The sequence below is a fragment of the Pararhizobium sp. IMCC3301 genome (assembly GCF_030758315.1).
Taxonomy (GTDB): Bacteria; Pseudomonadota; Alphaproteobacteria; order Rhizobiales.
Window position 1 is genome coordinate 1,156,509 of the sequence record NZ_CP132336.1, and the last position, 25,615, is coordinate 1,182,123.

Here is a 25,615-nt window from a genome sequence, read left to right on the forward strand (position 1 = left end):
GGTTTTGAGGCGGTACAGGGCATTTGGATAGGGTGCGTTTTAAATAGTAAAATATAGACGCAATTAAATTAAATAAAAACAGTAGGTTAGATGTTATTTGTGTGATATTCACCTATAGGTAGCAAATGGCTTTGTTTCGGTAAATAGTAATTACTCACGCCCAACAATCGGACATTTTTCGACCTGATTTCAGGATATTGTTGTCAACAGGGTTTGGAACGGCGTTTGTCCGCTGAGTTTGCCGGTGTCGACCACAGTTCTGACGGCGCAATCACCTTGTGCTGCCCACATTGAGCGGAAGCCGTTGGTTACCTTGCGCTGGATGACTGCCGGTCGTAGCGCGCGTTCGCAAGCATTGTTGGTTATTTCAACTTCACCTGGATAATCAAGAAAGGTCAGCAATCGTGGACTGGCTCTGGCCAGTTTGGCGCGGATTGTTTTAGCAATCTCGCATTCGGGACTGGTGGCCAGTATGTCAGCCAGTGTATTTTCAAGCGTACGCTTTTTGGCCTTCAGCGTGCTGGTGGCAAAGTTGGTGATGTTGCGCCCCAGCGCCAACACCTTGTCCAGCCACAGTTTAAGCCGAAGTGGCACCATGGATTTGCCCCGATAAAGTAGAGAGGTTTTCACTCTACCTCGGCCACTGCGGCTTCGAATTTGGTCGGCGATTTGTAGGCTAAAGCCGAATGTCGCCGAATGGGATTGTAGAACCCTTCGATATATCGACCAAGTGCATTCGTGGCTTGCCGTCGGGTTTGGAAGCTGGTTCTCCACACCAGTTCCGATTTGATGGTCTTGAAGACGGTTTCGACCATGGAATTGTCGTAGCAATTTCCCTTGCCGCTCATCGATGAATGCATGCCATGGGCGATCAATAGTTTGTGGTAGTCATGGGAACAATATTGACTGCCGCGGTCTGAATGATGGATCAACCCCCGTGGTGGTTGGCGTGTGACAATGGCCCGTTTCAGGGCTGTGATGGCCAGATCCTTCTTCAACCGATCACTCGTTTCCCATCCGACAATACGCCGGGAATATAGGTCCAGAACAATGGCGAGATACAACCACCCTTCACGGGTCCAAACATAACTGATGTCTACGCCCCACTTCTGGTCGGAGCCATCACATGAGAAGTCCTGATCGAGAAGGTTGGGAGCAACGAGCCCACCATGATCGCTATCCGTTGTTTTCTTGTAACGACGTTTCTGCAGGGCTTTGATCCCATTATCACGCATCAGCCGGGCCACGCGCCGCCGCCCAACGGGCACACCGTCTTCGTTCAATTCAACATGCATACGCGGCGAGCCATAAGTCTCATGAGAAAGTTCAAACTGAGATCGAATGTGAGCCAGCAGCACCATATCATCCAACTGCCGTTGGCTGGGACCGCGCTGTTTCCAGGCATAATATCCGCTTTCGCTAACACCGAGAACACGACAAAGGCGATGGATGGGGAATTGTTTCTTCGCCTGATCGATGAGTTTGAATCTCACTGATTTCCCTCCTTGGCGAAAAAAGTTGCGGCACGCTTCAAAATCTCACGTTCTTGGCGAAGAATGGAATTTTCCTTGCGCAAACGTGCCAGCTCTTTCGCGACATCATCGTGTGGCTCTGACGATGAGCTGGCCTCTCGATAAATGCGTTTCCATCGGGTGAGCGACGATAATCCAACGCCCAAATCATCCGCAATCTGCACAATTGTACGGCCACTTGTTTCAAGCAAGCGAACTGCCTCAAGCTTAAATTCTTCCGTAAATACTCGTCGTTCTTGTTTGGTCATGGGACCCTCCTGTAGTTGAAAAAACTATCAGAAAACCTCTCCACTTTTTACGGGGAAGTCCATCAGTTCCTGGCTCAATCTTGTGGAGGGATATTTCGCCAAGCTCACCAAACGCCGCCTCAAACGCGGCGTCTTCCACTCGGTCGTTGACCTCCAGGCCGCCATCAACCGGTTCATCAAGGAAACCAATGAAAACCCAAAACCATTCGTTTGGACCAAAGACCCCGACAAAATCATCGCCGCAGTCAGACGTGGGCACCAAGCGTTAGATTCGATCCACCAGCTCTCGGCGGGCGACCCGCGGCGTGCTTTGCCAAACGGCTGATGATGCCTGTCGGCAACGACACGCTGCTCCGCGTGGTCCGGCGACGGGCACAGCCTCGTTGGGATCCCCTGAATGTCGTCGGCATCGACGACTTCGCCTGCCGCCGGAATCACCGCTACGGATCGATCGTCTGCGATCTCGAGCGGCGACAGATCGTGAAGCTCTTGCCGGATCGGGAGATCGCGACTGTCGCGGCCTGGCTGTCGGATCATCCTGAGATCACCGTTGTTTCTCGCGACCGCGGTGGCGGCTATGGAGAGGCGACGGCACGGGCCCTGCCGAATGCCATTCAGGTCGCCGATCGCTGGCATCTGATGGAAAACGCCAGCGCTGCGTTCCTCGATGCCGTGAAGAAGTCGATGAAGCCGATGCGTATCGCTCTCGGCGCCACTGTCGTCGATCCGAAACTCCTAACGTCGGCCGAGCGCCTGCAATATGAGGGCTATCTGCGGCGCGAGGAAACGAACGTTATCGTCACAGGCCTCGCCGCTGATGGCGTTCCGGTCAAGGAGATCGTGCTGCGGACAGGGCTGTCAATGAGCGTTTAAAGCCGACCCGGCATCAGCATTTAAAAGTGACCCACCCTGGATGTGGCCAAGCCAGAGTTTTGGTCGAAATGAAAAGGTCCAGTGGCACCGTGCGCCACGGATACGAGAAACAACTCGAAATCTATAAAGACGCCTCTCGGACACAATATGGTATTTTTGTCGTCATGGATTATGGCGATCTCGGTGACAAGCTCGCTCAAATAAAGGCAATCCAGAAATTACGGCTAGACCTCGGCGAAAACGCTTCTGACATCATTGTAATTGACGCGACTCCAAAGGCATCCGCGAGCAAGCGGAAATAGTTCCATAATGGACATTATGCAGCCATCAAACGGAATACGCCTTTCTGTTCGTGCTACCGCAGCGCGTTCTCGATCGCCTCGCGAATGAGCCGCTGATAGGGAATGTTGCGCTGCTTGGCGCGGGCTTTGAGGGCATCGACAAGGCTCTCGGGCATGCGCAGGTTGATCTGCTTGGTCTTTTTCTCGAACTCAAAGCGCATCGGCTTGAAGCCTGAAAAATCATATTCTGACAGGTCGGCCTTATCGACGAAGCGCTCGGCCTCGGCATCTGTGTTGAAAAGCGGGAACTGTTTGCCCGCCTCTTTGGTTTTATCGTTGCTCATAGCGTTTGACCTCCTTGTCATGCATGTATCGGGCGCTGATGGGTCTTAGAAGCATGCCTGTGGTGCTCTGGCGCAGGGTAAAGACAACAAACAAGTGCCTGCCCTGCTCCGTGACGCCGACCGCGTTAAAACGGGTTTCTTGCGTCACTGGCGAACGGTCTGGCATGACCATTGGCGTATTCATCAACACAAACTCGATCTCGGCCTTCGCTACGCCATGTTTGGCGCATTTAGGCCAATTTCCGTCATCCCACTCAAATCCGTCTATTTTCATCAAAAACCGCTCTCGAATATAAAGTCAATTGTATATACATTTCGCTATAATTGCAAGCCTTTTGTTTCCTCGGCCTGCATCTTCAAAGCGCGATGCGCTAAAAGTCCTCTGTATTCACCTTACATCCTAAAGGGTCTGATGCATTAGTCTGCGAAGTCCGGAAATACCCCCTATTTCTGTCGCCTATCAAGCGGCCAAACCGAAGAGATCTTCAACAAAACGGATTTCGCCTGTGACTCCCGGTTGCTTACCATGGACATGCCCGTGTTTGATTGTACGAATGGTCTCGATGCCGCGAAGCGTGGCTTTGGCTGATGACAAGGATTTGAAACCGCGCATTGGCGTGATCAGCTTTTTGAGGGCAGCGTGGTCACTTTCTATTCGGTTGTTTTCCCACTTGCGACTGATGTGCATGATCCCCTCTCCTGGCAGTTCAAACCTGTTCATTTCGCCTATCACAAGTGCATAGCTATGCGCCTTGTCGGTAGTGATTGAACGCGGCTGGTAAAGTCGGGCATTTTCGCAGGTTTGTTTCAGAAAGGCCCTTGCTGCTTTGGCATTTCGACGCGCCGTGATGCGAAAATCAACGAGCTGGCCGCACTGATCCACCGCACGCCAAAGGTAACGCCACTTGCCACCAACCCGAATGTAGGTCTCGTCCACATGCCAGCTCAAACCCCGCCAAGATCGGTGTTTGAAGGAGCGATTCGCGATCTCTGGGCCAAATTTGCGTACCCAACGATGAATTGTAGATGCGTCGACCGCGATGCCGCGCTCTGCCAACAGATCTCGTACATCTCGGCATGACAGCGCGTAACGGCAATACCAGCGCACCGCACACAGAATAACTTTGGGTGGAAACCTATGATGTTTGAACGGACTACGTGACATGATGAATCCTCCAAGTCGGGCATTGCTTCAAATATCCGGTCGAAACCAAATGTTCAACGCGTCGAGGTTTCCGGCGAGGTCCCAGCCGATCTGATCCCGGAATGTCCCGCCGCGGTAGTTCCCCGTGAAGAACCTGAATGTTGTTGATATGCATGGTTTTTTCTCTGATTTGAAGCAACGTTTTTCGCAAGAAAGGCCGGTTTTGTCGGTTGTTTTCTTGCGTTTTGGGATTCATTTTCTGGGCCGTTTGTGATTCTCTCAGGGGAATGATTCCTGGAGGATCGGATGCGACCAAAACAGCAGCAAAAGGCACGGCACGATGATCTGTTCCGTGCTCGCCTCGATCAGATCATCAACATGAAGCATGAACTTGTCGTCCTTGCGGACAAGATCGACTGGGCCTGGCTCGATGCGCAATTGGCGGATTGTTTCTCCGACCAAGGCCGGCCAGCGGAGCCGGTGCGCTTCATGATCGGGATGCTTTTGTTGAAGCACACCTATACGCTTTCTGATGAGCAGGTCTGGGAGCGCTGGGTGCACGATCCCTATTTCCAGTACTTCACCGGCGAGGAATTCTTCCAGCACGAACTGCCGCATGAGCGCTCGGGCATGAGCCACTGGCGCAAGCGTATCGGTGACAGGCTGGACATTTTGTTGGCCGAGAGCCTGAGGATTGCCGATGAGACCGGTGCCTTGAACAAGCGTGACCTGGCCCGGGTCACAGTGGACACCACGGTGCAGCCCAAGAACATTGCCTTTCCCACTGATTCCAAGCTTCTGGAGACGGCGATCTGCCAGTTGGGCAAGCTGGCAAAGGAGCACGGCTTTGATTTGAGACAATCTTACGTCCGGCTTGCCAAACGGGCGGCCATGATGGCCGGGCGCTACGCCCACGCCAAACAGTTCAAGCGCATGAACCGGCAGATCAAGTTCCTGCGCACCCGGCTGGGTCGGATCATCCCAGACATCCGGCGCAAGATCGACCGGGACGAAAGGCTGCAAGAGACCTTCGCTGTGCCATTATCCAGAGCCATGCAAATCCGCGGGCAGAAGCAGCGCCAGCGCGGTTGGAAGCTTTATTCCTGGCACGCTCCGGAGACTGAGTGCATCGGCAAGGGCAAGGCGCGGGCCCCTTACGAGTTCGGCGTCAAGGTCTCGCTCACCACCACCAACAAACGCTGCAAGGGCGGCCAGTTCATCCTGCACGCCAAAGCTCTGCCCGGTAATCCCTATGATGGTCACACCCTGAGGGAGGTGATTGAGGAAACCGAAACGCTCACCGGCCGCCAGATTGAGCGGGCCTATGTTGATAAGGGTTATGTCGGTCACGATGCGCCCAAGCCGGGACGGGTCTTCAGATCGGGCCAAAAGCGCGGCGTTCACGGCCAGATCAAGAAGGAACTCCGGCGGCGATCCGCCATCGAAGCCGTCATCGGTCATTGCAAAACCGACGGACATCTCGGCCGCAACTTCCTCAAGGGCCGCCTTGGCGATCAGATCAATGCCGTCATGAGCGCCGTAGGCTACAACCTGCGCATCATCCTCAAGTGGTTGAGGAAACTATTGTGCAAAATCATCGCCGCAATATTGGTGACAATCAACCCGTTCTCAGCGCGCAAGTGGGCTTCTTAACAACGGACGCGGTAGTCTGTCGGGAAAGGAAGCAAGTTACGCCACCCAGCAGCGCAGAAACTCCCCAGCGCCCGTGGCATGTGATAAGCGCTGGTGACCAGTACCCACGCGCCCGCGGCGTCTGGTGCCATGACACGGGACAGGACGGCGTTCTCTGCCGTCGTTCGCGAGCGTCCCTCGACAATCAGCCTGTCCTCCGGGAGCCCCAGTTGTCGCAGGATGTCCGGACCCACTTCGAAAGTGCCTTGTGCGGCTGGCGTGATCGCAACTTTGCCGCCCGAATAAAGCACAAGCGCTTCGGGAAACCGCCGTGCCAGGTGCATGGCAGCAATCAGACGGTCCCCGGCTTGGTTCACCTGCGCCATGCTGGGTGCGTGTTCCGGGGCATCACCTTCTGCACCGCCGAGAACGAGTATGCCGGTTGCTTGCTCGATCTTTGGGTTCGCGGGGTATGACCGCTCCAGGGGATTGAGGACGAGATTGCCAACGGGAAACACGCCGATAGCAATAGTAATGCTCAACGCAAAAACAAGAGACCTAGTCGCTGCCACATTGCGCCCGCGCCATAGACATACGAGTGGCAGGGCAAAGAGAAATACAAGCAGTGTCTCCGGCCGGATCAGCAGCCAGGCAGTCTTGCTGGCGATAAGAAAGACCGTGTCCAATGGATCTTCTCTCTGCGATCAGTTTTTGCCGGGATGAATGCGAATGCCGGGGGCGTCATCTGGCGCACCGATGAATTCGATGCCGGCCGCTTCGAGGCACGCTTCTATTCTGAACAGAGTGCTAATGTTCGCCGAAACAATATCATCTACGCTTTCGAGGCGTTTTATTGTGCTCGACCCGACACCACTTTTTCGGCTGAGGTCATCTATCGTCCAGCGCAATCCAGCTCTAGCCATGCGTATTTGCTGCGGTATGATCATTGACGCCAGCCAAAGTGATCTATAAAGTTCCATTTATGGTCCATAAAGTGCCTCATTCAGCTATCGACTGGCGCTCCCAATTCCAGCGCCTAGAGGGCGCCTATGCACCTGCAACAATGCGCAGTTACCGTGCGGATGTCGAGGCGTTCGAGACTTGGTGTCAGGAAAATAAATGCGACGCCTTTCCTGCATCTGTGGATACGGTATGTCGCTTCCTGCAAGAGCAGGGTGCAAATAAAGCGCCGTCGACGGTACGGCGACGACTTTACGCCATCCGGAAAGTACATCGACTCCTGCAATTAGAGGACCCCACTTATGACGAAGACATCAACCTGACATTCCGCCGTATCCGGCGCGCAAAGCACACGCGTCCAAAACAGGCAAAGGGCCTAACGCGGGAGTATCTGGAAAGGTTCCTCGACGTCCAGCCCGACAATCCATGGGGACTACGCAACCGGGCCATGTTGTCTCTGGGCTATGAGTTACTCGCACGGCGCTCTGAACTTGTTGCCCTGACAACAAGCGATCTGGAATTTTTAAGCGACGGCACATCACGCGTCATCATCAGGCGTAGCAAGGCGGACCCCTTCGGTCAGGGCAGGATCGCGTTTACATCCAAGATTACCTCAAAAGCTGTGCTCGACTGGCTGGCGTGGCGAGGTCCGGACATCACGTACCTGTTCTGTCCGATCTATCAGGGCAAGGCGGTCGATCGGGACTTGAGTACGACGACAGTCAAACGTTTGGTGAAATCTGCTGCCAAAGCCGCTGGTCTCGAACAAGAGATCATCGACACATTCAGCGGACATTCGTTGCGGGTCGGTGCGGCACAGGATTTACTCTGCGCGGGGTATGACGCAGCGGCAATCATGCGCGCAGGAGGATGGAAGTCGATTAATATTCTGGGGCGGTATCTGGAGGTGGCCGAGCATAATGTCTGGGCGTGACCCAAGTACCCGATAACGGTGGACATCGGGTGTTTGCTTCACTTAGAGTATCCGTCTTGGTCAAGCGAGTTTTGGTTTCCATTTTCTATCGGCTTTGATCAAAGCGTTTGCGAGTTCAATGAGCTTTCGCATGATGGCGGTGAGTGCGAACTTTGCAGGTTTTCCCGCCTTGATCATGGCTAGGTATTTGTCTCGCATGTCGGGATTGAACCTGGATTCCACGAGGGCGGGCATATAGAGTGCATCGCGCAGATGTTTGCGTCCGCCCTGGATGAAGGCCTTGCCTTTCCACGTCCCGGATTGGCGGGTCATTGGCGCCAGACCGGCAAGGGGAGCGATCTGCTTTTTGCCCAGCGCGCCTATTTCAGGACACTCGATGAGAATCGCTGCAGCGGCCACCTGGTCTATTCCACCAATTGAGCGCAGAATGGCATAGGCCCGTGTGCGTTTTGGACACGTATTGATCAGTCTTTCCATTTCGCCTTGAAGTGCGGTGAGTTGACGCTCGATCTGGGCAAGGCGGGCTTGCATCTGACGCCGTGTGAAGGCCAGGGTTTGTGTCTTGAGACGGTTCTTGAGGCGGGTGCGATCCTTTACCAACGCGGTGCGGGCTATCTGCAACTCTTTGAGATTATTTTGATCTTCAGCCGCAGGCGCGTCGGGAACCAGTTCCAAAGCCGAGCCCATCCGAGCCAACATCCGGGCATCCACTGCATCGGTTTTTACCCGTATGCCTTGAGCCTGCGCAAAGCGGCGGGCCTGAAGCGGATTGACCTTTAGGCTGGCTTCAGAAGAACAAAGTTTCCAAGCATCAGAACATCCATATCCGTACGCTCAAAACACGCAATCGCCTGTTCCGGCGTATCCACGACAGGTTCATTTTCGTTGAAGCTTGTATTCAGAACGATGCCATACCCAGTGCGTTCTTTGAGAGCTTTTATCAATTTGTAGTACCGAGGGTTGTTTTCCTCATCCACGCTCTGTAAACGGCCTGTTCCATCTACGTGCGTCACAGCCGGAAATACGTCACGCCATTCCGGTTTGAATTTAACGACATGCATCATGAACGGGCTTTCGATGTCCTGTTCAAAAAAGCGACCGATCTCCTCGCGAAGCACGGATGGCGCAAAGGGGCGGAAGGATTCCCGCTTTTTGATCTTTTTGTTGATCGTTTCTTTCATGTCTTTAATGGCTGGATTGGCCAGAATGGACCTATTCCCCAGCGCCCTTGGACCCCATTCGCTGCGGCCCTGATACCAACCCACCACGGCGCCGTCGGCAATATGCTGTGCGGCGAGCTTGATCACTTCGTCCTCTTGTCGACATTCATGGACCGGATAGCCGGACGCCTCCGCAGCATGGCGTACATGCGATTCGGGATATTCAGGGCCCCAGAAGGAATGTTTCATTTCAAAACGCTCCGTCTGCCCCAAACCCATATGCCAGCAATGATATGCCGCACCAATGGCAGTTCCGTCGTCTGATGCTGCAGATTGCAGATACATTCTGTCTACCGGGAAATCGCGATAGATACATGCATTCATGACACCATTCAGCGCGCATCCACCTGCCATCGCGAGGCGCTCTATCGGAACGTAGGTTGCCAGGGTATTCAAGCAATGCGCCGCCGCCTGCTCGAAGCGCACTTGCGTTGAACGAGCAATGTCCATTTCGCGTTGCGTTATTTCGGAGGTGCGTTCTCTCGGATCACCAAGCAGTTCTATGAGTTTGTCAGAGAAGATACGTCCCAGTTTCATCTGACGATCGTCGGACAGCTGGGCTTCACTGAGACCCCGACTGATCGAAAAGTACTTGGAGTTGAGTTGAAACCATTTCCCGGCTTCCAATTTCACGATTTTTTCCATCTCTTCGGCGTACTTATCCTCGCCGTATGGAGCCAGCCCCATGACCTTGTACTCTTCGCCAAATAAATCAAATCCGATGAATTGGCACATCGCGGTATAGAAATGCCCAAGACTGTTTGGTACCGCAACCTTATCGAGAACTTCAATCGTGTTGCCCTCGCAGCGCGCCGCCATTGCACTAACGAAATCTCCGGACCCATCATAAGAGAACCCTGCCGTCAATTTTTCAAATGGGGACATGAAATATGCACTAGCGATGTGCGCCAAATGGTGCTCCACAGTGTGGAGTTTGTAGCTCACTTGGCTAGGGTCTTCCCCGCAAATTTCTGAGAGATTATCCAGTGTCTTGGCTGTCCCTCTCTGGCGTGATGTGAACCGAGACACGGCCTCCAAACCAACAGACGGATTGAAAAGGACATACTTTGCCTTTGCTGCAATATTGGCATCTGGCTGCCGCGCAAGAGCAACGTGCGTTATGTCTCGAAGTCGCAGCCCTGCGTCTTTCAATAGCCAACGGATCGCGTTCGCCGGAAACTCCATCGTGTGCTTGCGCCGGTCGCCCAGGCGCTCTTCGGTGACGGCACCGACAAGCTTGCCGTCGAGTACAAGGCAAGCCGAGGAGTCTGGGTGAAAGGCGTTCAAGCCCAAGATTGCGGTCATGTTACCTACCTATTGCCGAGTTGTTGCTGTGTTAGGGAAGTGGGTCTCTTCCCGGGGCAGATCCAATCAGGGAAAGAATTTGATCAAGATGTCGATCATAGCTGTGTGCCAGGGCGAATTCCCTGCGCCTGCGCATTAAGTCTACCGAGTTGAATTTGTCGAGTTGTCCGAGAACATGATCAAGGAGTGCGGGAGTTTTATCTGCCCTGCCCTCGTCCGCCAGCGATACCAATTCGCTGTCTTGATACGCCTCTAACCAGCTTCCAACCACGGTTTTGCCAGTGGCAAGATATTCCAGCATTTTAGGAGAATTAACGGGCCTGCCCAGGACCCTCTTAGCTTTGAAACACAACAGCCAGACATCGATATCTGCGCAGGCTTCTATGATATCCGATGGAGAGGTCAGCCCGGGAAACACGCAATTCGGCATTTCAAGAATGGCTGCCAAATTTGGTTTCGACTGATACTCCTTCGGCAAAGGGCCCCAAAAGGTAAACTCGGCGCTCGGTTGACGCTGAACCATTTCACGAATGTTGAGCCAGTCGATCCATTCAGCAGCCAAATTTCCAACATATCCAATTTGTGGCGGTCCGGTGCGGCGGTGTGACAGGCGAAACAGCACGGCAGCACTCGCCCAAAGTACCCTGCGCAAAAAAACTGACGGGCCATAATTTCTGTTTTTACGATGCGCTGAAGTATCAATACGCTTAGCCATCGCCAAATCCTTTTCCTGCTTGCCTTCAGGTATTGATAGATCTTCTGCAGTGCCTCTTGAAGCTTTGTCCCAACCGTAGGTGTGCGCTGCCAGATCGGCACAGACAACCAAGAGGACTGCAGTGTGACGTTGACCGCCAGCAATAGTGCCTCTTAGAAGCCCCCCGACGACGCAGTCGGACCTTCACGAGGAAAAGTGTCAAGGCAAATTTTGATTCTCTTTAGGTTAAAGAGCACTTTGACGGTCCGCTGTTTTCTTTAGCAGCGCTGCCAATTGCTCAGCGTTACGATCAAGGTCGTAGGCCTGCAAGTGTTCTTTGTTGATTGGCAGCATCAGCCCCTGACCGGCTAAGGCCTGTAACTTTTGGGCTGAGCCATGAGCATCTTCTGGATCGAAGACCAATGCGCCGCCCACGCGCTCAAAGAAGCTTTTTTGAGCACCCTCGCACACAAAGGCAATGATCGGCTTTCCAGAAGCAAGATATTCGAAGGATTTCGAAGCTAGGCAGTAGTCCCGCCCCCCAAACCGTTTCATCGAGGTGGCCAGAAGGCCCGACATATCCTTGAGGAAAACCGGCATCTCCTGCCGCGGGAGCGGGCCGTGAAAAATGCACTTATCCTCCAAGCAGTACGTCGCCGCCATGTTGGGAAGCCAGTCGGGGGTGTGGCCGACATGGTGAAAGCGCATGCGCTGGGCAAAATCGGGCGCACGCTGCTCAAGTGCCTGCCAGGCTTTGAAGAAATAAAGCGGTGACCGGTAACTCCAGTCCTCGGTGCCGGGTTCATAGTGCAAGAAGCGGTGCGGGGCCTTCAGCGAAGCCGGCTTGGGAGGAGTATAATAAAAACTGCCCACGTAGCCGATATCGACGGTGTCACCGGTGTCGTACCAAGCCGCGTGGTCGGGAAACGCCTCTACTCCACCAATACCGTTGGGAATGACGTGTAGTTTATCGGTGGGCAGACCAGCATGGGTCTTGGCGAACAAATTGGTCAATTCTCGCGTGACCCCAACTATTGCATCTGCCGCAGCAAACGCCTGGGCCTCGTCCCGGAACTTGCGCGCGTAATGGAGACGTGTGATCTGCGGTGCTGGTGACCACTGCGCCCAAGCGTCGCGCATGTCCAGAATATAGGGCGCCCCCAACACCCGCGCCGCAGTGGCGCCAAGTCCGGTGGCGCCGAATGGTGGCGCGCTGGCATAGACCGCGGCGAAGGAGCGTTCAGTCTTCAGTCGAGCCAGCACGCGCGCAAGGTCCGGGGCGAAGCGGCGCTCGAACGTGTCGTTTAGCGTAGTCAGCATCCTCCACAGCTGCCTCAGCGGGGATTCGTCTGTAAGCAGTTGGTCTTCACGAATGTAGCGGATGTCCACCCCGACCAAGCCTTCGGACAGGTCCGGGTTTACCTTGCCGCCAAAGATTCGAGCGGCCTGATCGGGGTGGATCGTGATCACGGTGGGTCGAATACCCAAGGCCGATAGACGCCGGGCGAACTCGATGCTGCGGAACGCTCCGGTCGATTGCACTGGCGCGAATTGTAGCGCGATCATCAGGACGTCGATCATGCCCGACTCTTCACATTTTCCAGCAGCAACTTCGTGATCGTCGCGCAGGCAGTGCCGTGGCCGTACAGCGGAATCCAGTTAGTACTGGGCGTGCGTTCCAGCAGGCCCGGCACATCATCGTCGAGATTGGCTAACACGTTCCAGTTGCCCTGAAGCGTCTCGACCCATTCAGTCTCCTCACGCAGCGTTATGCAGGAGCGCCGTGCCCAATAGGCCTCTTTTTGCAACCCGCCAGAATCAGTGATTACGTGATCGCAGCCGTTCAGCAGGTCCAGCATCTGGAAATAGCCCACCGGGTCGATCAGGTGCACATGTTCCGGCAGACCCGCCGCATCAACCGCCTTGCGGAAACGCGGATGTACTGGCCAGATCACTGGGTGGTCGACCCGCTCCAGAAACATCTTAAGCCTAGGCAGGACACGAGGATCGTCGGTGTTGGACGGTCGGTGCAGCGTCATCAGGATGAAGCCGGTCCTCGGGGCGCCCAAGACACGCTCCGCTATAGCCCCGTACTGTATCCGCCCCGAGAAGTGCTGGAAAGCGTCTAGCATTACATCGCCGGTGACGAACACGCCTTCGGTCACACCCTCCTTTGCGAGATTGGCGCGCCCTTCTTGGGATGAGCAGAACAGGATTTGAGACAGGTGGTCAGTCACCACACGATTCACTTCTTCTGGCATCGCCTTGTTATAGCTGCGCAAGCCTGCCTCGACATGCACAATGGGGATATGAACTTTGGCTGCCACCAGCGCCGTGGCGATCGTCGAATTGGTGTCGCCATAGACTATTACCGCATCGGCAGGCGTCTCGAGGCCCTCGAGATAGGCCTCAAACTTGGTCATAACTTGCGCGGTCTGCACGGCGTGACTCCCTGAGCCCACCTCAAGATTAGCGTCAATCTCGATCCCGAGATCCTCGAGAAATTGACCGCTCATTGCATGGTCGTAATGCTGTCCTGAATGCACAACAATCTCATGCATGCCAGCCTCTCGCAACGCTTTAGAGACGATAGCCGCTTTGACAAATTGGGGTCGCGCACCGATGACAGAGACGATGTTGAGTTTAGCCATGTTACATTGACCGTTTAGCAAAAGTGGTAGGGGCGTTTTTTTATCTGAAGACCGGCGCGCACGCGGCCATAAGCACGTGCAATCTTGAAATATAGTTCACGGTCCTTTTCATCGGTCCTGAACTCGCGGTGATCGCGCACCGGCTCGACCATGATTTGGTCAAACTCCTCCTCACTGAAACCTAGTTTCTTAGCGACATAGCGCTTATCCTCCAACTGCTGATCTTCGTCATAGGGAGGCATTTGAAGTTCCCGCAACGCTTCGTGCCGGGTGATTTGCCCCGTCAGAATCAGGTTCGATAAGTGTGCTTTGCGTTTGTCGATACCAAACTTATTAGGCAGCATGTAACCTTGGTAGAAGCGAGTAAAGATCGATTCATGGTGTTTGCCACCATAATCGCGCCATCCCATCTCGTCGATAAGGAACCGTTTGGCGCGCGCCTTATTGAAGTCGATCAGCTGCAGCGGCTGGACCATGCGGATTCTCTTGAAATGGTAGTAGTAAAACTGCTGCCAGACCCCCAGCTTAGGCAGCTTGGCTAGGCTGCCGCGGCCGTATTGGCGGTTGATGTCGACCATATTGCGCAGGTCGAACTTGCTGTAATACCAAGGTTTGGGCAGCAGCCATTCGGTGGCGTTGTTGTGGCCTGACAGCAGCACCCGGATGTTTCGCTTCGCGGCGATCTGGTTCAACGCTGCAAAGATCAGGTGGTCGGTGGGAATTTCGATATCGACTACTGAGGCACGGAAGTAAGCCGCCTGTAACTCACGGAAGGCATCCCAGTCGACAACGAAGGTCTCGAGGTCGAACCCCAACCGAGTGACCATCTCCTCGATGTTCTTAACCGCTAGTTCCGAGTTCCAGCCGTTGTCGAAATGCACGATCAGCGGCCGTAGCCCCCATTCATGGGCCAAATAGGCCAAGTAGGAACTATCGACGCCGCCTGACACGCCCAATAGGCAGTCGTATTGCTGGCCCTGTCCTTGGGACTTGATACTATTGATCAGCGCGTTTAGCCGCCGCTGTCGCTCCTTTGAATCTGGCTGTGCTTGAGAAAAGGCCTCAAATTCGGCCACATAGTTGCAGACGCCGTTCTCGTCGAACCGGATGTCTGGGTCAGTGGTGTCCATCACAGTTATCTTGCAGACCTGGTGGTGCAGGGGCGGATGCTGGTTCATAGCTGTCCTATCAGTTAAGGTGTACAAAGAGCTCTGCCATAAGCTTGTCTTGCTGAGGATAGCTTATCAGGACGCCGCGGCCCTTACGCTGGAAAACAAACAAGCTGCCGGCCGCGACGGCAGCACAGCCGGCCTCGAGAATGGCGGGACGAAAATCGGCGGCGCTGCCGGCACCGCCGCAAGCCACGACCGGCAACGTTGTCGCATCAGCGACCTTCCGCAGCAGCGCCGTGTCATAACCCTCCCAAGTTCCGTCGCGGTCGATAGAATAGACGATGATTTCGCCGGCACCTGCTTCGGTTATCTGGCGCACGATCGCGTTCAGATCGGACTTGAGCGCCTTGCGCCCTCGTTTCAGCCGCACCTGCTCTCTGCCCAGCCAGTTGCGCGCCACCGGCAGGCAGACAGAGATTGATTGCCCCCCCCAGCGACGCGCACCCGCCTCGATCATGCCGGTACCCTGCGCCAGCGCACCCGATAGGATCACCTTCTCGACACCGCAATCGAAAGCCCGGGCCAACTGGTCCTCGGTCTGGAGGCCCCCGCCATATGCCACAGGCATAAAGGCTTCGCTGGCGATGTCTGCGATCAAATCATAGGCTGGCGGGCGGCCTTCGGCGCTGGCATCGATGTCGATCAGCACCAACTCGTCAACTTGCTTCGTGTTGAAGATACGTACCGCGTTGATTGGGTCGCCGATATAGGTGCGCTTACCGAATTTTACTGTTTTCACCAGCCGTCCGTCACGGTCGATAAGTAGGGTTGGGATCACGCGCACGCGCCGACCAGGCGCAGGGCGGCCCGGGGTCGGGCCAAGTTGAGGTATCTTGGACTCGCTCACGCCACTGGCTGCCATGTCAGGAATGCCGAAAAGATCTTCTTGCCATGCTCATGGCTTTTTTCGGGGTGGAACTGCATGCCCAATATGTTGTCCGCCACGATGCCAGCCGCGAACTCATAGCCGTGCCATGAGCGCAGCGCCGCCTGGTGCTGGTCGTCGCACAGTAGATGATAGCTATGAACGTAGTAAAATCGCGTTTTGGCGTTGAACGTGTCTGCGAAACACCGCGGCAGCGTGCCTTCAGCGATTACCGCCTCCGGTGCCCAAGTCTCGGCCCAACCCATATGCGGCACCCGCAAATTGGCAGGCAGCCTAGACCGATCGAAGGCGACCACATCGGCGTTCACCCAACCCAGCCCGGGCCGGTCGCCCTCTTCGCTGCCGCGTGCAATTAGCTGCGCACCCAAACAAATACCCAAAAAAGGCAGGCGCTGCTTGAGAACAAGGTGGTTTAGCGGTTCGATGAAGCCACGTTCAGCCAACAGTGCCATGCCATGATCGAAATGGCCCACACCGGGTAGGATGATGCGCGACGCCCCTCCGAGTTCATCGCCAGAGGTAACGATCCGCGCCTCTGCGTTCAGCGCTCTGAGCATGTTCATCACTGAGCGGACGTTTCCTGCACCGTAGTCGATGATTGCGATCATGGTATTAGACCTTCAGCTGGCCGAAACGCCTCGAATTCGGAATTTGGGATTTGGGATGAATCCGTGGCATTCGTTTTGGCTTTTGTGTCTGGGGTAATTGCCAGGATAGAGCGTCCTCATGAAGCTGGCCGGCGCGCCGACCAGAACGCAATAGCTCTCGGGAAAGGATTTGGCCACGACCACGCCGTGACCGACCATGGTAAATGGCCCGTTTTTTACAATCCGCATTACCACCTAGTGGATTGATTCCAATGTTTGGAACCCTCGGTTTCGAGCGGCGATGATCTTGTCAGGGTCTGCTTTCCATATGAATGGTTTGGCGTCGTTGGCGTTGTATTCCTTGATGAAGCGGTTGATCGCGGCTTGCAGGTCGACGAGTGTGTAGAACACGCCATGCTTGAGCCTTCGGCGGGTCAGCTTTGCAAAGAAACCTTCAACTGCGTTGAGCCATGAGCTTGATGTCGGGGTGAAGTGCAGGGTCCAGCGTGGATGGCGTTGCAGCCATTGGTGCACCTTGTCTTTCTTGTGGGCCGCATAATTGTCCACGATGGCGTGAATTTCCTTTTGCTTTGGGACAGACCGTTCGATCTGGTTGAGAAACCGAATGAACTCCTGATGCCGGTGGCGCTGCATGTTCTGCCCGATGATGGTTCCATCCAAAACGTTGAGGGCGGCGAACAGGGTCGTTGTGCCATTGCGTTTGTAATCGTGCGTCATCGTTGCACCTCGCCCCTTCTTCATCGGCAATCCCGGTTGGGTGCGATCAAGAGCCTGTATCTGCGACTTCTCATCGATTGACAGCACCACCGCATGGGCCGGTGGGGAGACGTAAAGCCCAACAATATCATGCAGTTTTTCGACAAACCGCGGGTCGTTGGACAGTTTGAACTGGCGAAACCGGTGTGGAGCAAGACCGTGGGCCTTCCAGATCGTCTGCACCCTCGAGGCTGCAATACCTGCCACCCTGGCCATCGCCCGCACCGTCCAGTGCGTTGCTTCATGCGGTGGCGGCTTGAGCGTCAGCGCGATGATCTCCTCGACACGATGAGGTGCGATCGGCGGTGTACCCGGCGGGCGTGTCTTGTCATGCAAAAGGCCGTCAACACCTTCCTGCATGAACCGCTCCTGCCAACGCCACACCGTGCTTTTGTTTTTGCCTGTAGCAGACATGATGGCTGAGATACCAACACCCTCCGAAGAATGATCAGACAACGCCAAACATGCTTTTGCGGCGATTGTGGGTTCTTGATGATCAGCTCAAGCCGTTTTCAATCGGTCGTAGAACGGTAAATAAAATTCTTGTACGCATTCAAAAACAATCTCATATAACAGCGCAAAATGGAATCCCAATTCGAACGCTTTTGTCTCATCCAATCCACTAGAATCCAAGTTCTGATCTGCCTTTTTAACCTATTTACGAATTGCTGGCTTATTGGCAAAATAACAAACTAGCCCGAAAGAAACCAGATAACTTAATGAATAAATGACGCTGAAACACAATACCGCTAACCAAGAATTTTCGAAAAAGTAGAGACTCACGAAAAGCCCTATAAAAACTGCAACAGCGAGTACAATATCCATTATCAGAGAAACAATGAACGCTTTATTTAGAAATATTACAAATGTCACTGGGCTTACGACCATTCGTAAAAACACATAAATACTCAGATATTGGGCGATCTCTCCCGACACCCGCCAGTCATCGCCCAAGACCCAATCCGCCAGATTAGGGGCATAGGACGTCCCGAGTACGAAGAAAGGTGCGCCGACTACAAACACCACAAAGGAGTAACTCAGAACGAGCGGCAATAGAGGTTTACCGGCCGTGTTGCGATTTATTGCAAGACCTTGGAAGTACTGGGAGAAGGCAGAACTGATCAAGCTTGCTGGTAAATCCAGTAATCGGCTTGCCATATTGAAATGACCGAGGAAAGTCGGCCCTAGAAATATTGAAAACATGAACGCTGGCATCACTCGTGTAACCGTGTTCAGAATTTCTGCAGGAAGTGAAGTGACAAAAAATAACTTATTCGAATTTACTGTGGACGCAATCGTCTGAAACGCACTTCTAAGACGAAAATTGAAGGATGGAACAAACCTCCAAAGAAGAACGACACCGAAGAATTGGCCAAGAATATGACCGAATAGGATGCCAAGTCCGCCCATGCCCAAGAAACCTAGAGTAATACTAAAAAAAGCCGCTGAAAACGCTTGTGAAATACGAATTGACGACAGCTCTTTGAAACGCGAGTTGAAGATGAGCCACGAGGTACCCAGGGACAAGAAGGAGGCCAATGCAAAGGAAATCACCGAGAAGACCGAAAGAAGCAGAATTTCTTTGCCAAAAATTGCGCTCATCGGAGCCAAAACGGTCAGCAAAAAGCAGGGGAGAGTTAAAGTTGAAACCAAGGATCGAAAATTATTATCTGCATCAGTGGCACTTTTAGCCAACAAGATTACGCGCGAAAACCCGGCTACATATGGGATTACCAAAAGGCTTGTAATAGCCATCACCATAGCCAGTTGGCCAAATGAACCCGGAGTATAAAGACGAGTATTGACCGGCGCAGAGAATAACGGCAACAGCGCTGCAAAGCTGGCACTTCCTGACAATTGTGCCATAGGCCAAATGTGGTGGGAAAGGCGCTTATACAGCCGTGTTGAACGCATAACGTCTCATCAATCGAAGCTCTCGCTCAACAATAGTGGATGCGTCCAGCGTCGCAGAAATGTGGGCCGCCGCAGCTTGGCTCATATTCGCCTCCAATTGGGCATCTTTGGCGACTTCCAAGATGCCTTTCACTAAACCCGCAGCCGATTTGGAAAGGACGGCTATTTCATCTGAAATAAATTCTGGTATCGCGGTCACAGGTATTGTGGCTACAATAAGTCCACTCGCCATTGCCTCGCACATTGACACTCCCTGTGCATCTTGTCTGGTCGGGCAAATGAAGAAACCTCCCCATTTGTGTTGTTCAATGATTTCTTCTTGCGACAGAAACCCCCGATGTACTTCGATACGGTCGATACGCGATAAAGGCGCAAAATACTTGTCAAATAGGGCGCCATCGCTAAATATCCGGCAAGAAAAATTCCCGTTACCCTGTTTGATGACATTGCTCACAACATTAGCCACAATGTCCGGAGCATACTTTAACGTTCTGCTAGATCGAATGACGAGTAGGTTTCTCCTGCGAGGCCCAAAAGGGGAATTGACAAAACGGGTGACATCAATTGGGTTTGGAATAGTCGAGTGACAGCGTACCTGTCGTTGCGTATCTGCCTCGCACACTTTTTTCATCCAGTTTGATACGAAAACGAAATGAATAGGGTTGCCAGCATTTGAGCGGTCGATTAATTTCGCAAAACTGCCTAACCGCTGCCTACTTCGCATGTGCCGAAACAAAACACGATTGGGCAACCAATCGCTTAGTTGCATGTCAAACCTGCGCCTGTGCCAAGCGAGCGCTTCGAAACCGTGCACCCAAACAATTAGAGGACATGCCAGAAACGGGCTCAACTCTGAAATGAATGGCTCGCTTGCAAAATGCACTGCTGCAATGTCGGGTTGATATTCCACGACTTGGGCGAGCGCCTCATCACTGGTGACGTAATCCCTTATTGCAATTTTTTCGTATGCGAGTCGGCGACTTTTTTTTGCTCGTCGCAAAACGAGAACTTGGGCCCTTTCCGAGTAGAGGCGAGCCCGAGTATGCGCGAACATGTCTCCGGGCAGGTTCGTTTCGTCCGGGTAGTCATCTACAAATAACAGGATTTTCAAATATTTACCTTCCGGTCAGGCACGAAAGAAATCTTCAAGATCATCAAGAATGTACTTCGATGCGAATCCGTCACCGAAAGGGTTGACGATTGTTTTGGAAATTACACCGAGCCGACGTCGACTGAAAGACTCGAAAACCGCATTTACAATATCATCAGTTTTCGTGCCAATCAGCTTAGCCAGTGGATAGTTCAACACTTCAGGCCGTTCAGTATTTTTTCTCAAAATTAATAGATCAGGCCCAAAAGATGGAGCCTCTTCCTGGATGCCGCCAGAGTCTGTAAGAATAACCTGAGTATTTTTAATAATTTTGAGCATTTGTAGGTAAGGGAGTGGCGGTGTCAAATACACTCGGTCTAAGTGGTTGAGACGCTCCTCCACAAATAACCTCACTTTCGGGTTAGGGTGCAACGGAAAAATTATTTGCGCTTCTTTAATTTCACTGTGGATCGTTTCGATAGCACGCATAATCCTGCGGAGCGGATCGCCTAGATTTTCCCGACGATGGCATGTCACAAGAATTGTGAAACCATCCGTTTCACGCGGCAGGTCTTTTAATCCCTCAATATCGCGAAACTCGATCTTGTCTGAAGTATTTGCTAGGAGCCGCACTGAATCGACGATCGTGTTGCCAGTCACGAGGATCTTATTATCTTCAATGCCCTCTGTCAGAAGGTTTTCTCGCGCCAGATTAGTTGGACAATAGTGACGCGTGGCCACTTGGCTAATGATCCGTCGAATACCTTCTTCCGGAAACGGGTTTTCGAGATCGTGGCTACGCAACCCGGCTTCCACGTGAAACACAGATAACTGCATGAGAAATGCAGCTTGGGCCGCAACACCTACGGAAAGCGTATCCCCCTGAACGATTACAGCATCAGTTTCGTGGTCAGAAAATGTCTTCTCGAAGGAGGCAAAAAGCCTAGATGCAAGTTCGGACAGAGTGCCGGTGCTACGCTTGAGATCGAGTCGGATTTGCGATTGGAGGCCAAATGCGCCAAGCGCGGGACCAAGTAAATCTTTGTGCTGGCCGGTATCAACAATAAGGCATTTGATACCGTCCCTTTCGGCGGCTTCGAGCGCAATTGGGGCAATTTTAATTGCCTCGGGACGAGTACCCGCAATTAGTAGAATATTACGCATGTGACCTCTTGCGAAAACGTAAAAAACTGTATGAGATCTCAGCATGACTCCCTTTTTGAGTTATCTGGGTCCGCCCCATATTCATAATTGTACTCAATGAAAACAATGATTAATTTTCCGAAAAACACTTCAATGGCTAGATAAAAGTTTTGCGCGGCGTTTCACAAGTGATCGAGATTAAGACATAGAGCCGAACGCTCCGAACCAGCATAGTCAGTGGCTGGCAAATAGTTGGGCGCAAAGATCAGGATGTGATTCTCCGTCTTGGGACTCGGCCCGGCCACAGTCAGTGGCACAGCCACAAAGCCATGCTGCGGCTCCTGCCGAACGCTCCTTCCGTTCGGCAATTATGGCGTGCTGAAACTGGAGGCTGACCAGCACTCCTAGGATCGCCGCTGGCGCCATGTATTGTGCGAGCGCGCCATAATCGGCTGGCACATAGAGCCGCCCAAGCAGCGGCGCCGCCAGGATCGGCACCGCCATCACCAACGCATTTCCGCTGCTAAGCGTCGCGACGGCGCGCAGGAAAGGCGAGCGTACGTAACCGTTCAGTATCATCCTAAGCCCAGTCAATCCGCCGTCGTCTGGTTGGCATAAAGTGCCGCCATCTTTGTCGCGATGCCTTTCCAGGACAAAGCAGTCTTTGCAAGTTCGCGAGCCGCCAGCCCGATCCGAGTGCGGCGGTTGCCATCAGCCAGCAGCGCCGTCAGCGCGGCGTCAAGCGCCTTCTGGTCGCGCGGCACCACCAAGGACGGATCAAGCCGGCGCAACAGACCGGCCGCGCCCACGCCCTCGGTGGCGATGACCGGGACACCCACGGCCAAAGCCTCGGCTACGGACATGCCAAAGCTTTCGCGCACCGAAGGTACGAGCAACACATCCGCCCCAGCCAGAAAAGCCCATTTAGCCTCGCCGTCGAGCGGCCCCAGGAAGGCACCACAGGAACTGCCGTCGTCGCGGATAAGTTGCGGCTCTAGCTGGGCTCGCAGTCCGATCTGGTCGTGCCCGGCGATGCGGATCACTGCATCAGGATGCGCGCGCGCGGCGGAGATCGCCATCTCAACCCCCTTTGTCCAGTCCAGTCGCGCCAGGAAGGCAACCCGTCGCCCCGGCGCTACGTCGCCCCAGACCGCGTCGATCGCGGCCTGCGTCGGGGCCAAGCCGGGCCCGTCCACGCCGTTGCCGATCACCGCTAACGGTGCAAGGTCCAGCCCCATAGCGCGCAGCCCCGCGGCCTCGCTCTCAGAGGTTACGTGTATCGCCTGTGCGGCGGCCAGGTTCGCGCGTTCTAGCAAGCGGATCCAGCCGGTTTTGGCTAGTCGCGACTTTCCCGCTACCATCTCGGGCATAAGCATCCCTCGTGGCGAAATTACGAGAGGCACGTCGGCACGCAGTGCCGCGCGTGAGATGAGCGGGCCAGGCCAAAGGAACATGCCGTTAACATGTACCGCATCCACTTTCGGCACCAGCCGATGGGCCAGCCGCGCCATAGCCGGGCTGAAATAGAGTCGCCGCGGCGTTGTGATCGGGCAGTAATGCACCTCTACCCCGTCCATCTCGACCGGCCGATCCAACGGCACGTCAAGCCGATCTGGACCGTCTACATCTGTGGTGAGAACCTCGACTTCGCAACCCAACGCCGCAAGCGCTCGCGCCAGCCCGTGAGTGGAACGGACCGGCCCACCATAGCGCGTGGCAGGCAGATAATTGGGAGCGAAAATGAGAACACGCATCAGATAATAACGTAGTCCCCAGTAGTTACGGGCATGCCGTCGATCTTGCGGAGCTCGATGCGACGGAGAACCGAACCTCTGACGAGAAACTGGTACAGATTGCGCCCCTGCAAAAGGAACTGCATTAACTGCTGATCTTTCGGCGTATTGTGCAGCGCCTCGGCGAACTCCATCCAGATGATCGGCCTGTTACGCTCCACAATGTCAGCCAAGCCACGCATGACTTCCAGTTCGAAGCCCTGCACATCGATCTTGATCACATCGACCTTGCCGATGCCCTGTTCCGCCAAGACCTCCGTTCCGATGCGTACCGGTACATCATGGGCCTTCTTCAAGGGACGGTCATACTGTTCATCCTGAACCAGTGTGCCTAGGCCCAAGTTGAAGTTATCCACCAAGAAGAATGGCAGTTCACCATTCTCCGATCCCAGCGCGCATTTTACGAGCGCCAGGTTGTCCGCCTCGTTGTCCGCACGCATACGTACGAAATCCGCCCAAAGGGTCGGATTGGGTTCGAACGCGATCACCCTGTCAAAATGTCGGGAAAAAGCTATGCTATGGACACCGATATTGGCGCCGATGTCAAGAAGCACGCCGTGACGCTCCAGTGGAATATTGGAAAGAAAGGCATCGATCTCATCCTGCTCGTATCCGCCAAACAAATAGAGTTGCCGCTGGATGTAATCAGACATACGGCCGGAATGGACTCCATGCCGGTTCTTCACTCGAAAGCTGCTATGTGGATCGCGTGGTGCCAGCTTCTGAGCTACTCTCCGCCATCCGCGGAGGTTGGAGAGGAAGCGTAAGTTGCGGGCGCATCTTGTGGCAAGATTCATCTGAGTTTCCCTCCTGTTGGAAGCGTATTATGCGAAGACTGGGGGCCCTGTGAGCAATACCTGTCCCTTTGAATCGTGCCGCATGACGGACCTGCGACCCGCTGACGTTGGCAAAAAACATTCCGGAAGATCGGCCACCGTCCAGAGGCACATGGTCTTGCCGCTCTGTGAGTGTTCCGTTTCCAGGATCATCACCAACGGTTGAGGCAGACAGAAGGGGGCCTTCTCCAGATCGACGGGACGGAAGCCACCGAACTCGATGTCGATGTTCTGAGCCCAATCCGGGTAGGTAGTCGTCAGCAGATAGCGTGCACCGGAACGCCTTATGTTCTGCAAAGCCTGTATGACTGCCTTGTTGGGGAGATGGATCAGGCAGTCCCGCACCATCACTAGATCGCAGGTCGGCAACTCAGAGTTTACGAGATCCAGCACCTTGAACTGGCCAAAGTCACCCTTTTCCGCCCGGTTGCGCTCAATCAGTCCCGATACGATGTCGGCGCCCACATATTCAATGCCCGCTGGCAGTGCCTGGCTGATCCAGTAGGCATCGCCACAAGGGATGTCGAGAAAGCTGCGGATTTCATATTTCTCCAGCAAATCTGGTAGAGCGGCGCGCAGCAGCGAGGTGGCCTCCATCGTCGAACCTGGCCCCGATACGCTTTCGGTGCCGTCCCAGGTGTTGTTCCGGGCAATCTGGCGGAACACAGTTTGACACGAGCGCTGGTTCAGAACCCAGCGCTTGGCGCTGCGCAGAAGTTCAGCCATAGGTTTTGGCAGTATCCGCAATACCTTGCGTGCAACGCTTCGGACCTCAGTCTTTGATCGTAGCATCTGATTACTCCTGTGAAATTCGTTCAAAATAGAACTCCCGACAGAGCTGCCCTGTATTCATTGAGACCAAGCCTTCGTTCAGTCCAGGTGCGGCCTGCCGCGGACATGGCGCGGCGGTCGTCGTCGCTCATCTTCAACGCTGCATACAAGGTTCGAGCCAGCCCCTCGGCGCTCCAATCGTCAAATATCAGCCCGCCTCCGGATTTGCGCACGATCTCGACCGCACCGCCGCTGGCGCCATAGACGATCGGAACCAGTCCGGCCTCCCAAGCTTCCATTACTACCCGGCCCAACGACTCGTAGCGCGAAGTCGAGACCATAAACCGGTAGGCCGGCAAGCGCTGCGACACGTCACGGCGAAAGCCCATAAAACGGATGCGGTCTCCCAGTGGCTGCGCCTGCTGCTTCAGCTGAACTGCATAATCGTCTCCTTCAACTCCGGCGCCATAGAAATGCGCGCTCGAATCTATGAGCACGGCTTGCCCGAGCGCCTCGACCAACAAATGCATCCCCTTTCCATGCGACAGTCGCCCTACACTGGCAAAAGGGGCCTCTTCGGGCAGGGGTGCGGGCTGAGGTGCCAATAGGTATACATCGTAAGCCTTGTGTCGGTGGGTATGGGCTGGAAGTGGCGCGTCTCCTGCGGCCTCCTCCATGGCGTCACTGATAAATATGAGATCCAGCGGAGCGCGGGCTGTACCGCGCAAGGCAGTGACGCGGGGCACATCCTCGAGAATGCGCACATGCAACGCCAATGGCACGCCCAGCAAACGCGCGACAGGCAGGAGCAGTCGGCCTAGGCCAGCC

24 protein-coding genes and 3 pseudogenes are annotated in these 25,615 nt (G+C 54.3%); 4 read left to right on the forward strand and 23 right to left on the reverse strand.

The window, feature by feature from the left end:
• Positions 1 to 189: 189 nt before the first annotated feature.
• Both RAL88_RS05510 and RAL88_RS05515 read right to left on the reverse strand, forming a co-directional pair.
• Positions 190 to 630 (reverse strand): transposase, encoded by a 441-nt coding sequence (locus RAL88_RS05510; RefSeq protein WP_306267844.1) that lies wholly within the window; start codon positions 628 to 630, stop codon positions 190 to 192.
• A protein-coding gene (locus RAL88_RS05515) for an IS3 family transposase (protein WP_306267845.1) occupies positions 627 to 1,780 on the reverse strand; the annotation gives its coding sequence in 2 pieces (ribosomal slippage) (positions 627 to 1,519 and positions 1,519 to 1,780; 1,155 coding nt in all). The genes RAL88_RS05510 and RAL88_RS05515 overlap by 4 nt, the downstream gene beginning before the upstream one ends.
• Before the next feature lie 70 nt (positions 1,781 to 1,850).
• Here RAL88_RS05515 and RAL88_RS05520 point away from each other — a divergent pair.
• Positions 1,851 to 2,105 (forward strand): annotated as a pseudogene (locus RAL88_RS05520) (hypothetical protein); the annotation flags it as partial.
• A pseudogene (locus RAL88_RS05525) lies at positions 2,063 to 2,650 on the forward strand (transposase); the annotation flags it as partial. The pseudogenes RAL88_RS05520 and RAL88_RS05525, both read left to right, overlap by 43 nt.
• A gap of 358 nt (positions 2,651 to 3,008) precedes the next feature.
• Here the strand turns inward: RAL88_RS05525 and RAL88_RS05530 are convergent.
• The 3 genes from RAL88_RS05530 to RAL88_RS05540 form a co-directional block, all read right to left on the reverse strand.
• On the reverse strand, positions 3,009 to 3,278 hold the full coding sequence (locus tag RAL88_RS05530) for a BrnA antitoxin family protein (RefSeq protein ID WP_306267846.1): 270 nt from the start codon (positions 3,276 to 3,278) through the stop codon (positions 3,009 to 3,011).
• Positions 3,265 to 3,552 carry a BrnT family toxin gene (locus tag RAL88_RS05535; protein ID WP_306267847.1) on the reverse strand — a complete coding sequence of 96 codons (288 nt, stop codon included), beginning with the start codon at positions 3,550 to 3,552 and terminating at the stop codon, positions 3,265 to 3,267. The genes RAL88_RS05530 and RAL88_RS05535 overlap by 14 nt, the downstream gene beginning before the upstream one ends.
• Positions 3,553 to 3,738: 186 nt before the next feature.
• Positions 3,739 to 4,443, reverse strand: coding sequence for an IS6 family transposase (locus RAL88_RS05540; RefSeq protein WP_306267849.1), 705 nt, complete (start codon positions 4,441 to 4,443; stop codon positions 3,739 to 3,741).
• Positions 4,444 to 4,728: 285 nt separating this feature from the next.
• On the opposite strand from RAL88_RS05540, the gene RAL88_RS05545 reads away from it, so the two are divergent.
• Positions 4,729 to 6,075 carry an IS5 family transposase gene (locus RAL88_RS05545; RefSeq protein WP_306267850.1) on the forward strand — a complete coding sequence of 449 codons (1,347 nt, stop codon included), beginning with the start codon at positions 4,729 to 4,731 and terminating at the stop codon, positions 6,073 to 6,075.
• Here RAL88_RS05545 and RAL88_RS05550 read toward each other — a convergent pair.
• Positions 6,072 to 6,740 carry a YdcF family protein gene (locus RAL88_RS05550; protein ID WP_306267851.1) on the reverse strand — a complete coding sequence of 223 codons (669 nt, stop codon included), beginning with the start codon at positions 6,738 to 6,740 and terminating at the stop codon, positions 6,072 to 6,074. The two genes, RAL88_RS05545 and RAL88_RS05550, sit on opposite strands and share 4 nt — an antisense overlap.
• 18 nt (positions 6,741 to 6,758) lie before the next feature.
• Positions 6,759 to 7,001 carry a helix-turn-helix domain-containing protein gene (locus RAL88_RS05555; RefSeq protein WP_306267852.1) on the reverse strand — a complete coding sequence of 81 codons (243 nt, stop codon included), beginning with the start codon at positions 6,999 to 7,001 and terminating at the stop codon, positions 6,759 to 6,761.
• 14 nt (positions 7,002 to 7,015) lie between these two features.
• Here RAL88_RS05555 and RAL88_RS05560 point away from each other — a divergent pair, with 14 nt between their 5' ends.
• Positions 7,016 to 7,948, forward strand: coding sequence for a tyrosine-type recombinase/integrase (locus RAL88_RS05560; protein WP_306267854.1), 933 nt, complete (start codon positions 7,016 to 7,018; stop codon positions 7,946 to 7,948).
• Positions 7,949 to 8,008: 60 nt separating this feature from the next.
• On the opposite strand, the gene RAL88_RS05565 is transcribed toward RAL88_RS05560, so the two are convergent.
• The 16 genes and pseudogenes from RAL88_RS05565 to RAL88_RS21685 all read right to left on the reverse strand — a co-directional run bounded on the left by RAL88_RS05565 (position 8,009) and on the right by RAL88_RS21685 (position 25,464).
• Entirely contained in the window at positions 8,009 to 8,680 is a 672-nt protein-coding gene (locus RAL88_RS05565) for an IS110 family transposase (RefSeq protein ID WP_371932164.1), read from the reverse strand.
• Between the two features lie 44 nt (positions 8,681 to 8,724).
• Positions 8,725 to 10,473, reverse strand: a complete 1,749-nt coding sequence (locus tag RAL88_RS05575; protein WP_306267856.1) for a carbamoyltransferase C-terminal domain-containing protein — start codon at positions 10,471 to 10,473, stop codon at positions 8,725 to 8,727.
• A 31-nt stretch (positions 10,474 to 10,504) separates the two neighbouring features.
• Positions 10,505 to 11,188 (reverse strand): hypothetical protein, encoded by a 684-nt coding sequence (locus RAL88_RS05580; RefSeq protein WP_306267858.1) that lies wholly within the window; start codon positions 11,186 to 11,188, stop codon positions 10,505 to 10,507.
• Positions 11,189 to 11,413: 225 nt separating this feature from the next.
• Positions 11,414 to 12,748, reverse strand: coding sequence for a glycosyltransferase (locus RAL88_RS05585; protein WP_306267859.1), 1,335 nt, complete (start codon positions 12,746 to 12,748; stop codon positions 11,414 to 11,416).
• Entirely contained in the window at positions 12,745 to 13,818 is a 1,074-nt protein-coding gene (gene wecB / locus RAL88_RS05590) for a non-hydrolyzing UDP-N-acetylglucosamine 2-epimerase (protein WP_306267860.1), read from the reverse strand. The genes RAL88_RS05585 and wecB (RAL88_RS05590) overlap by 4 nt, the downstream gene beginning before the upstream one ends.
• A gap of 14 nt (positions 13,819 to 13,832) precedes the next feature.
• Positions 13,833 to 14,996 carry an N-acetyl sugar amidotransferase gene (locus RAL88_RS05595; protein WP_306267862.1) on the reverse strand — a complete coding sequence of 388 codons (1,164 nt, stop codon included), beginning with the start codon at positions 14,994 to 14,996 and terminating at the stop codon, positions 13,833 to 13,835.
• 10 nt (positions 14,997 to 15,006) lie between these two features.
• Entirely contained in the window at positions 15,007 to 15,852 is an 846-nt protein-coding gene (locus RAL88_RS05600; protein WP_306267864.1) for a HisA/HisF-related TIM barrel protein, read from the reverse strand.
• Complete coding sequence (hisH, locus tag RAL88_RS05605; protein WP_306267865.1) at positions 15,834 to 16,484, reverse strand: imidazole glycerol phosphate synthase subunit HisH; 651 nt, start codon at positions 16,482 to 16,484, stop codon at positions 15,834 to 15,836. Before hisH ends, RAL88_RS05600 begins: the two co-directional genes overlap by 19 nt.
• 234 nt (positions 16,485 to 16,718) lie before the next feature.
• Positions 16,719 to 17,793: pseudogene (locus tag RAL88_RS05610) on the reverse strand (IS630 family transposase).
• Between the two features lie 101 nt (positions 17,794 to 17,894).
• Positions 17,895 to 19,106, reverse strand: coding sequence for an oligosaccharide flippase family protein (locus tag RAL88_RS05615; protein WP_306267866.1), 1,212 nt, complete (start codon positions 19,104 to 19,106; stop codon positions 17,895 to 17,897).
• A 25-nt stretch (positions 19,107 to 19,131) separates the two neighbouring features.
• Positions 19,132 to 20,265, reverse strand: a complete 1,134-nt coding sequence (locus RAL88_RS05620; RefSeq protein ID WP_306267867.1) for a glycosyltransferase family 4 protein — start codon at positions 20,263 to 20,265, stop codon at positions 19,132 to 19,134.
• Positions 20,266 to 20,280: 15 nt separating this feature from the next.
• On the reverse strand, positions 20,281 to 21,408 hold the full coding sequence (gene wecB, locus RAL88_RS05625; protein WP_306267869.1) for a non-hydrolyzing UDP-N-acetylglucosamine 2-epimerase: 1,128 nt from the start codon (positions 21,406 to 21,408) through the stop codon (positions 20,281 to 20,283).
• Positions 21,409 to 21,977: 569 nt separating this feature from the next.
• Positions 21,978 to 23,141 (reverse strand): glycosyltransferase, encoded by a 1,164-nt coding sequence (locus RAL88_RS05630; protein ID WP_306267871.1) that lies wholly within the window; start codon positions 23,139 to 23,141, stop codon positions 21,978 to 21,980.
• Entirely contained in the window at positions 23,141 to 23,977 is an 837-nt protein-coding gene (locus RAL88_RS05635; protein WP_306267873.1) for an FkbM family methyltransferase, read from the reverse strand. Before RAL88_RS05635 ends, RAL88_RS05630 begins: the two co-directional genes overlap by 1 nt.
• A 27-nt stretch (positions 23,978 to 24,004) precedes the next feature.
• Complete coding sequence (locus tag RAL88_RS05640) at positions 24,005 to 24,808, reverse strand: class I SAM-dependent methyltransferase (RefSeq protein ID WP_306267874.1); 804 nt, start codon at positions 24,806 to 24,808, stop codon at positions 24,005 to 24,007.
• A 23-nt stretch (positions 24,809 to 24,831) separates the two neighbouring features.
• Positions 24,832 to 25,464, reverse strand: a complete 633-nt coding sequence (locus tag RAL88_RS21685) for a glycosyltransferase family 4 protein (RefSeq protein WP_371932144.1) — start codon at positions 25,462 to 25,464, stop codon at positions 24,832 to 24,834.
• Between the last annotated feature and the right edge of the window lie 151 nt (positions 25,465 to 25,615).

Bases quoted from the DNA above. Each gene is read 5' to 3' on its own strand.
- RAL88_RS05530 (WP_306267846.1), bottom strand. From the start codon at position 3,278: ATGAGCAACGATAAAACCAAAGAGGCGGGCAAACAGTTCCCGCTTTTC.
- RAL88_RS05535 (WP_306267847.1), bottom strand. From the start codon at position 3,552: ATGAAAATAGACGGATTTGAGTGGGATGACGGAAATTGGCCTAAATGC.
- RAL88_RS05540 (WP_306267849.1), bottom strand. From the start codon at position 4,443: ATGTCACGTAGTCCGTTCAAACATCATAGGTTTCCACCCAAAGTTATT.
- RAL88_RS05545 (WP_306267850.1), top strand. From the start codon at position 4,729: ATGCGACCAAAACAGCAGCAAAAGGCACGGCACGATGATCTGTTCCGT.
- RAL88_RS05555 (WP_306267852.1), bottom strand. From the start codon at position 7,001: ATGATCATACCGCAGCAAATACGCATGGCTAGAGCTGGATTGCGCTGG.
- RAL88_RS05575 (WP_306267856.1), bottom strand. From the start codon at position 10,473: ATGACCGCAATCTTGGGCTTGAACGCCTTTCACCCAGACTCCTCGGCT.
- RAL88_RS05580 (WP_306267858.1), bottom strand. From the start codon at position 11,188: ATGGCTAAGCGTATTGATACTTCAGCGCATCGTAAAAACAGAAATTAT.
- RAL88_RS05585 (WP_306267859.1), bottom strand. From the start codon at position 12,748: ATGATCGACGTCCTGATGATCGCGCTACAATTCGCGCCAGTGCAATCG.
- wecB (WP_306267860.1), bottom strand. From the start codon at position 13,818: ATGGCTAAACTCAACATCGTCTCTGTCATCGGTGCGCGACCCCAATTT.
- RAL88_RS05595 (WP_306267862.1), bottom strand. From the start codon at position 14,996: ATGAACCAGCATCCGCCCCTGCACCACCAGGTCTGCAAGATAACTGTG.
- RAL88_RS05600 (WP_306267864.1), bottom strand. From the start codon at position 15,852: ATGGCAGCCAGTGGCGTGAGCGAGTCCAAGATACCTCAACTTGGCCCG.
- hisH (WP_306267865.1), bottom strand. From the start codon at position 16,484: ATGATCGCAATCATCGACTACGGTGCAGGAAACGTCCGCTCAGTGATG.
- RAL88_RS05615 (WP_306267866.1), bottom strand. From the start codon at position 19,106: ATGGCACAATTGTCAGGAAGTGCCAGCTTTGCAGCGCTGTTGCCGTTA.
- wecB (WP_306267869.1), bottom strand. From the start codon at position 21,408: ATGCGTAATATTCTACTAATTGCGGGTACTCGTCCCGAGGCAATTAAA.
- RAL88_RS05630 (WP_306267871.1), bottom strand. From the start codon at position 23,141: ATGCGTGTTCTCATTTTCGCTCCCAATTATCTGCCTGCCACGCGCTAT.
- RAL88_RS05635 (WP_306267873.1), bottom strand. From the start codon at position 23,977: ATGAATCTTGCCACAAGATGCGCCCGCAACTTACGCTTCCTCTCCAAC.
- RAL88_RS05640 (WP_306267874.1), bottom strand. From the start codon at position 24,808: ATGCTACGATCAAAGACTGAGGTCCGAAGCGTTGCACGCAAGGTATTG.
- RAL88_RS21685 (WP_371932144.1), bottom strand. From the start codon at position 25,464: ATGGAGGAGGCCGCAGGAGACGCGCCACTTCCAGCCCATACCCACCGA.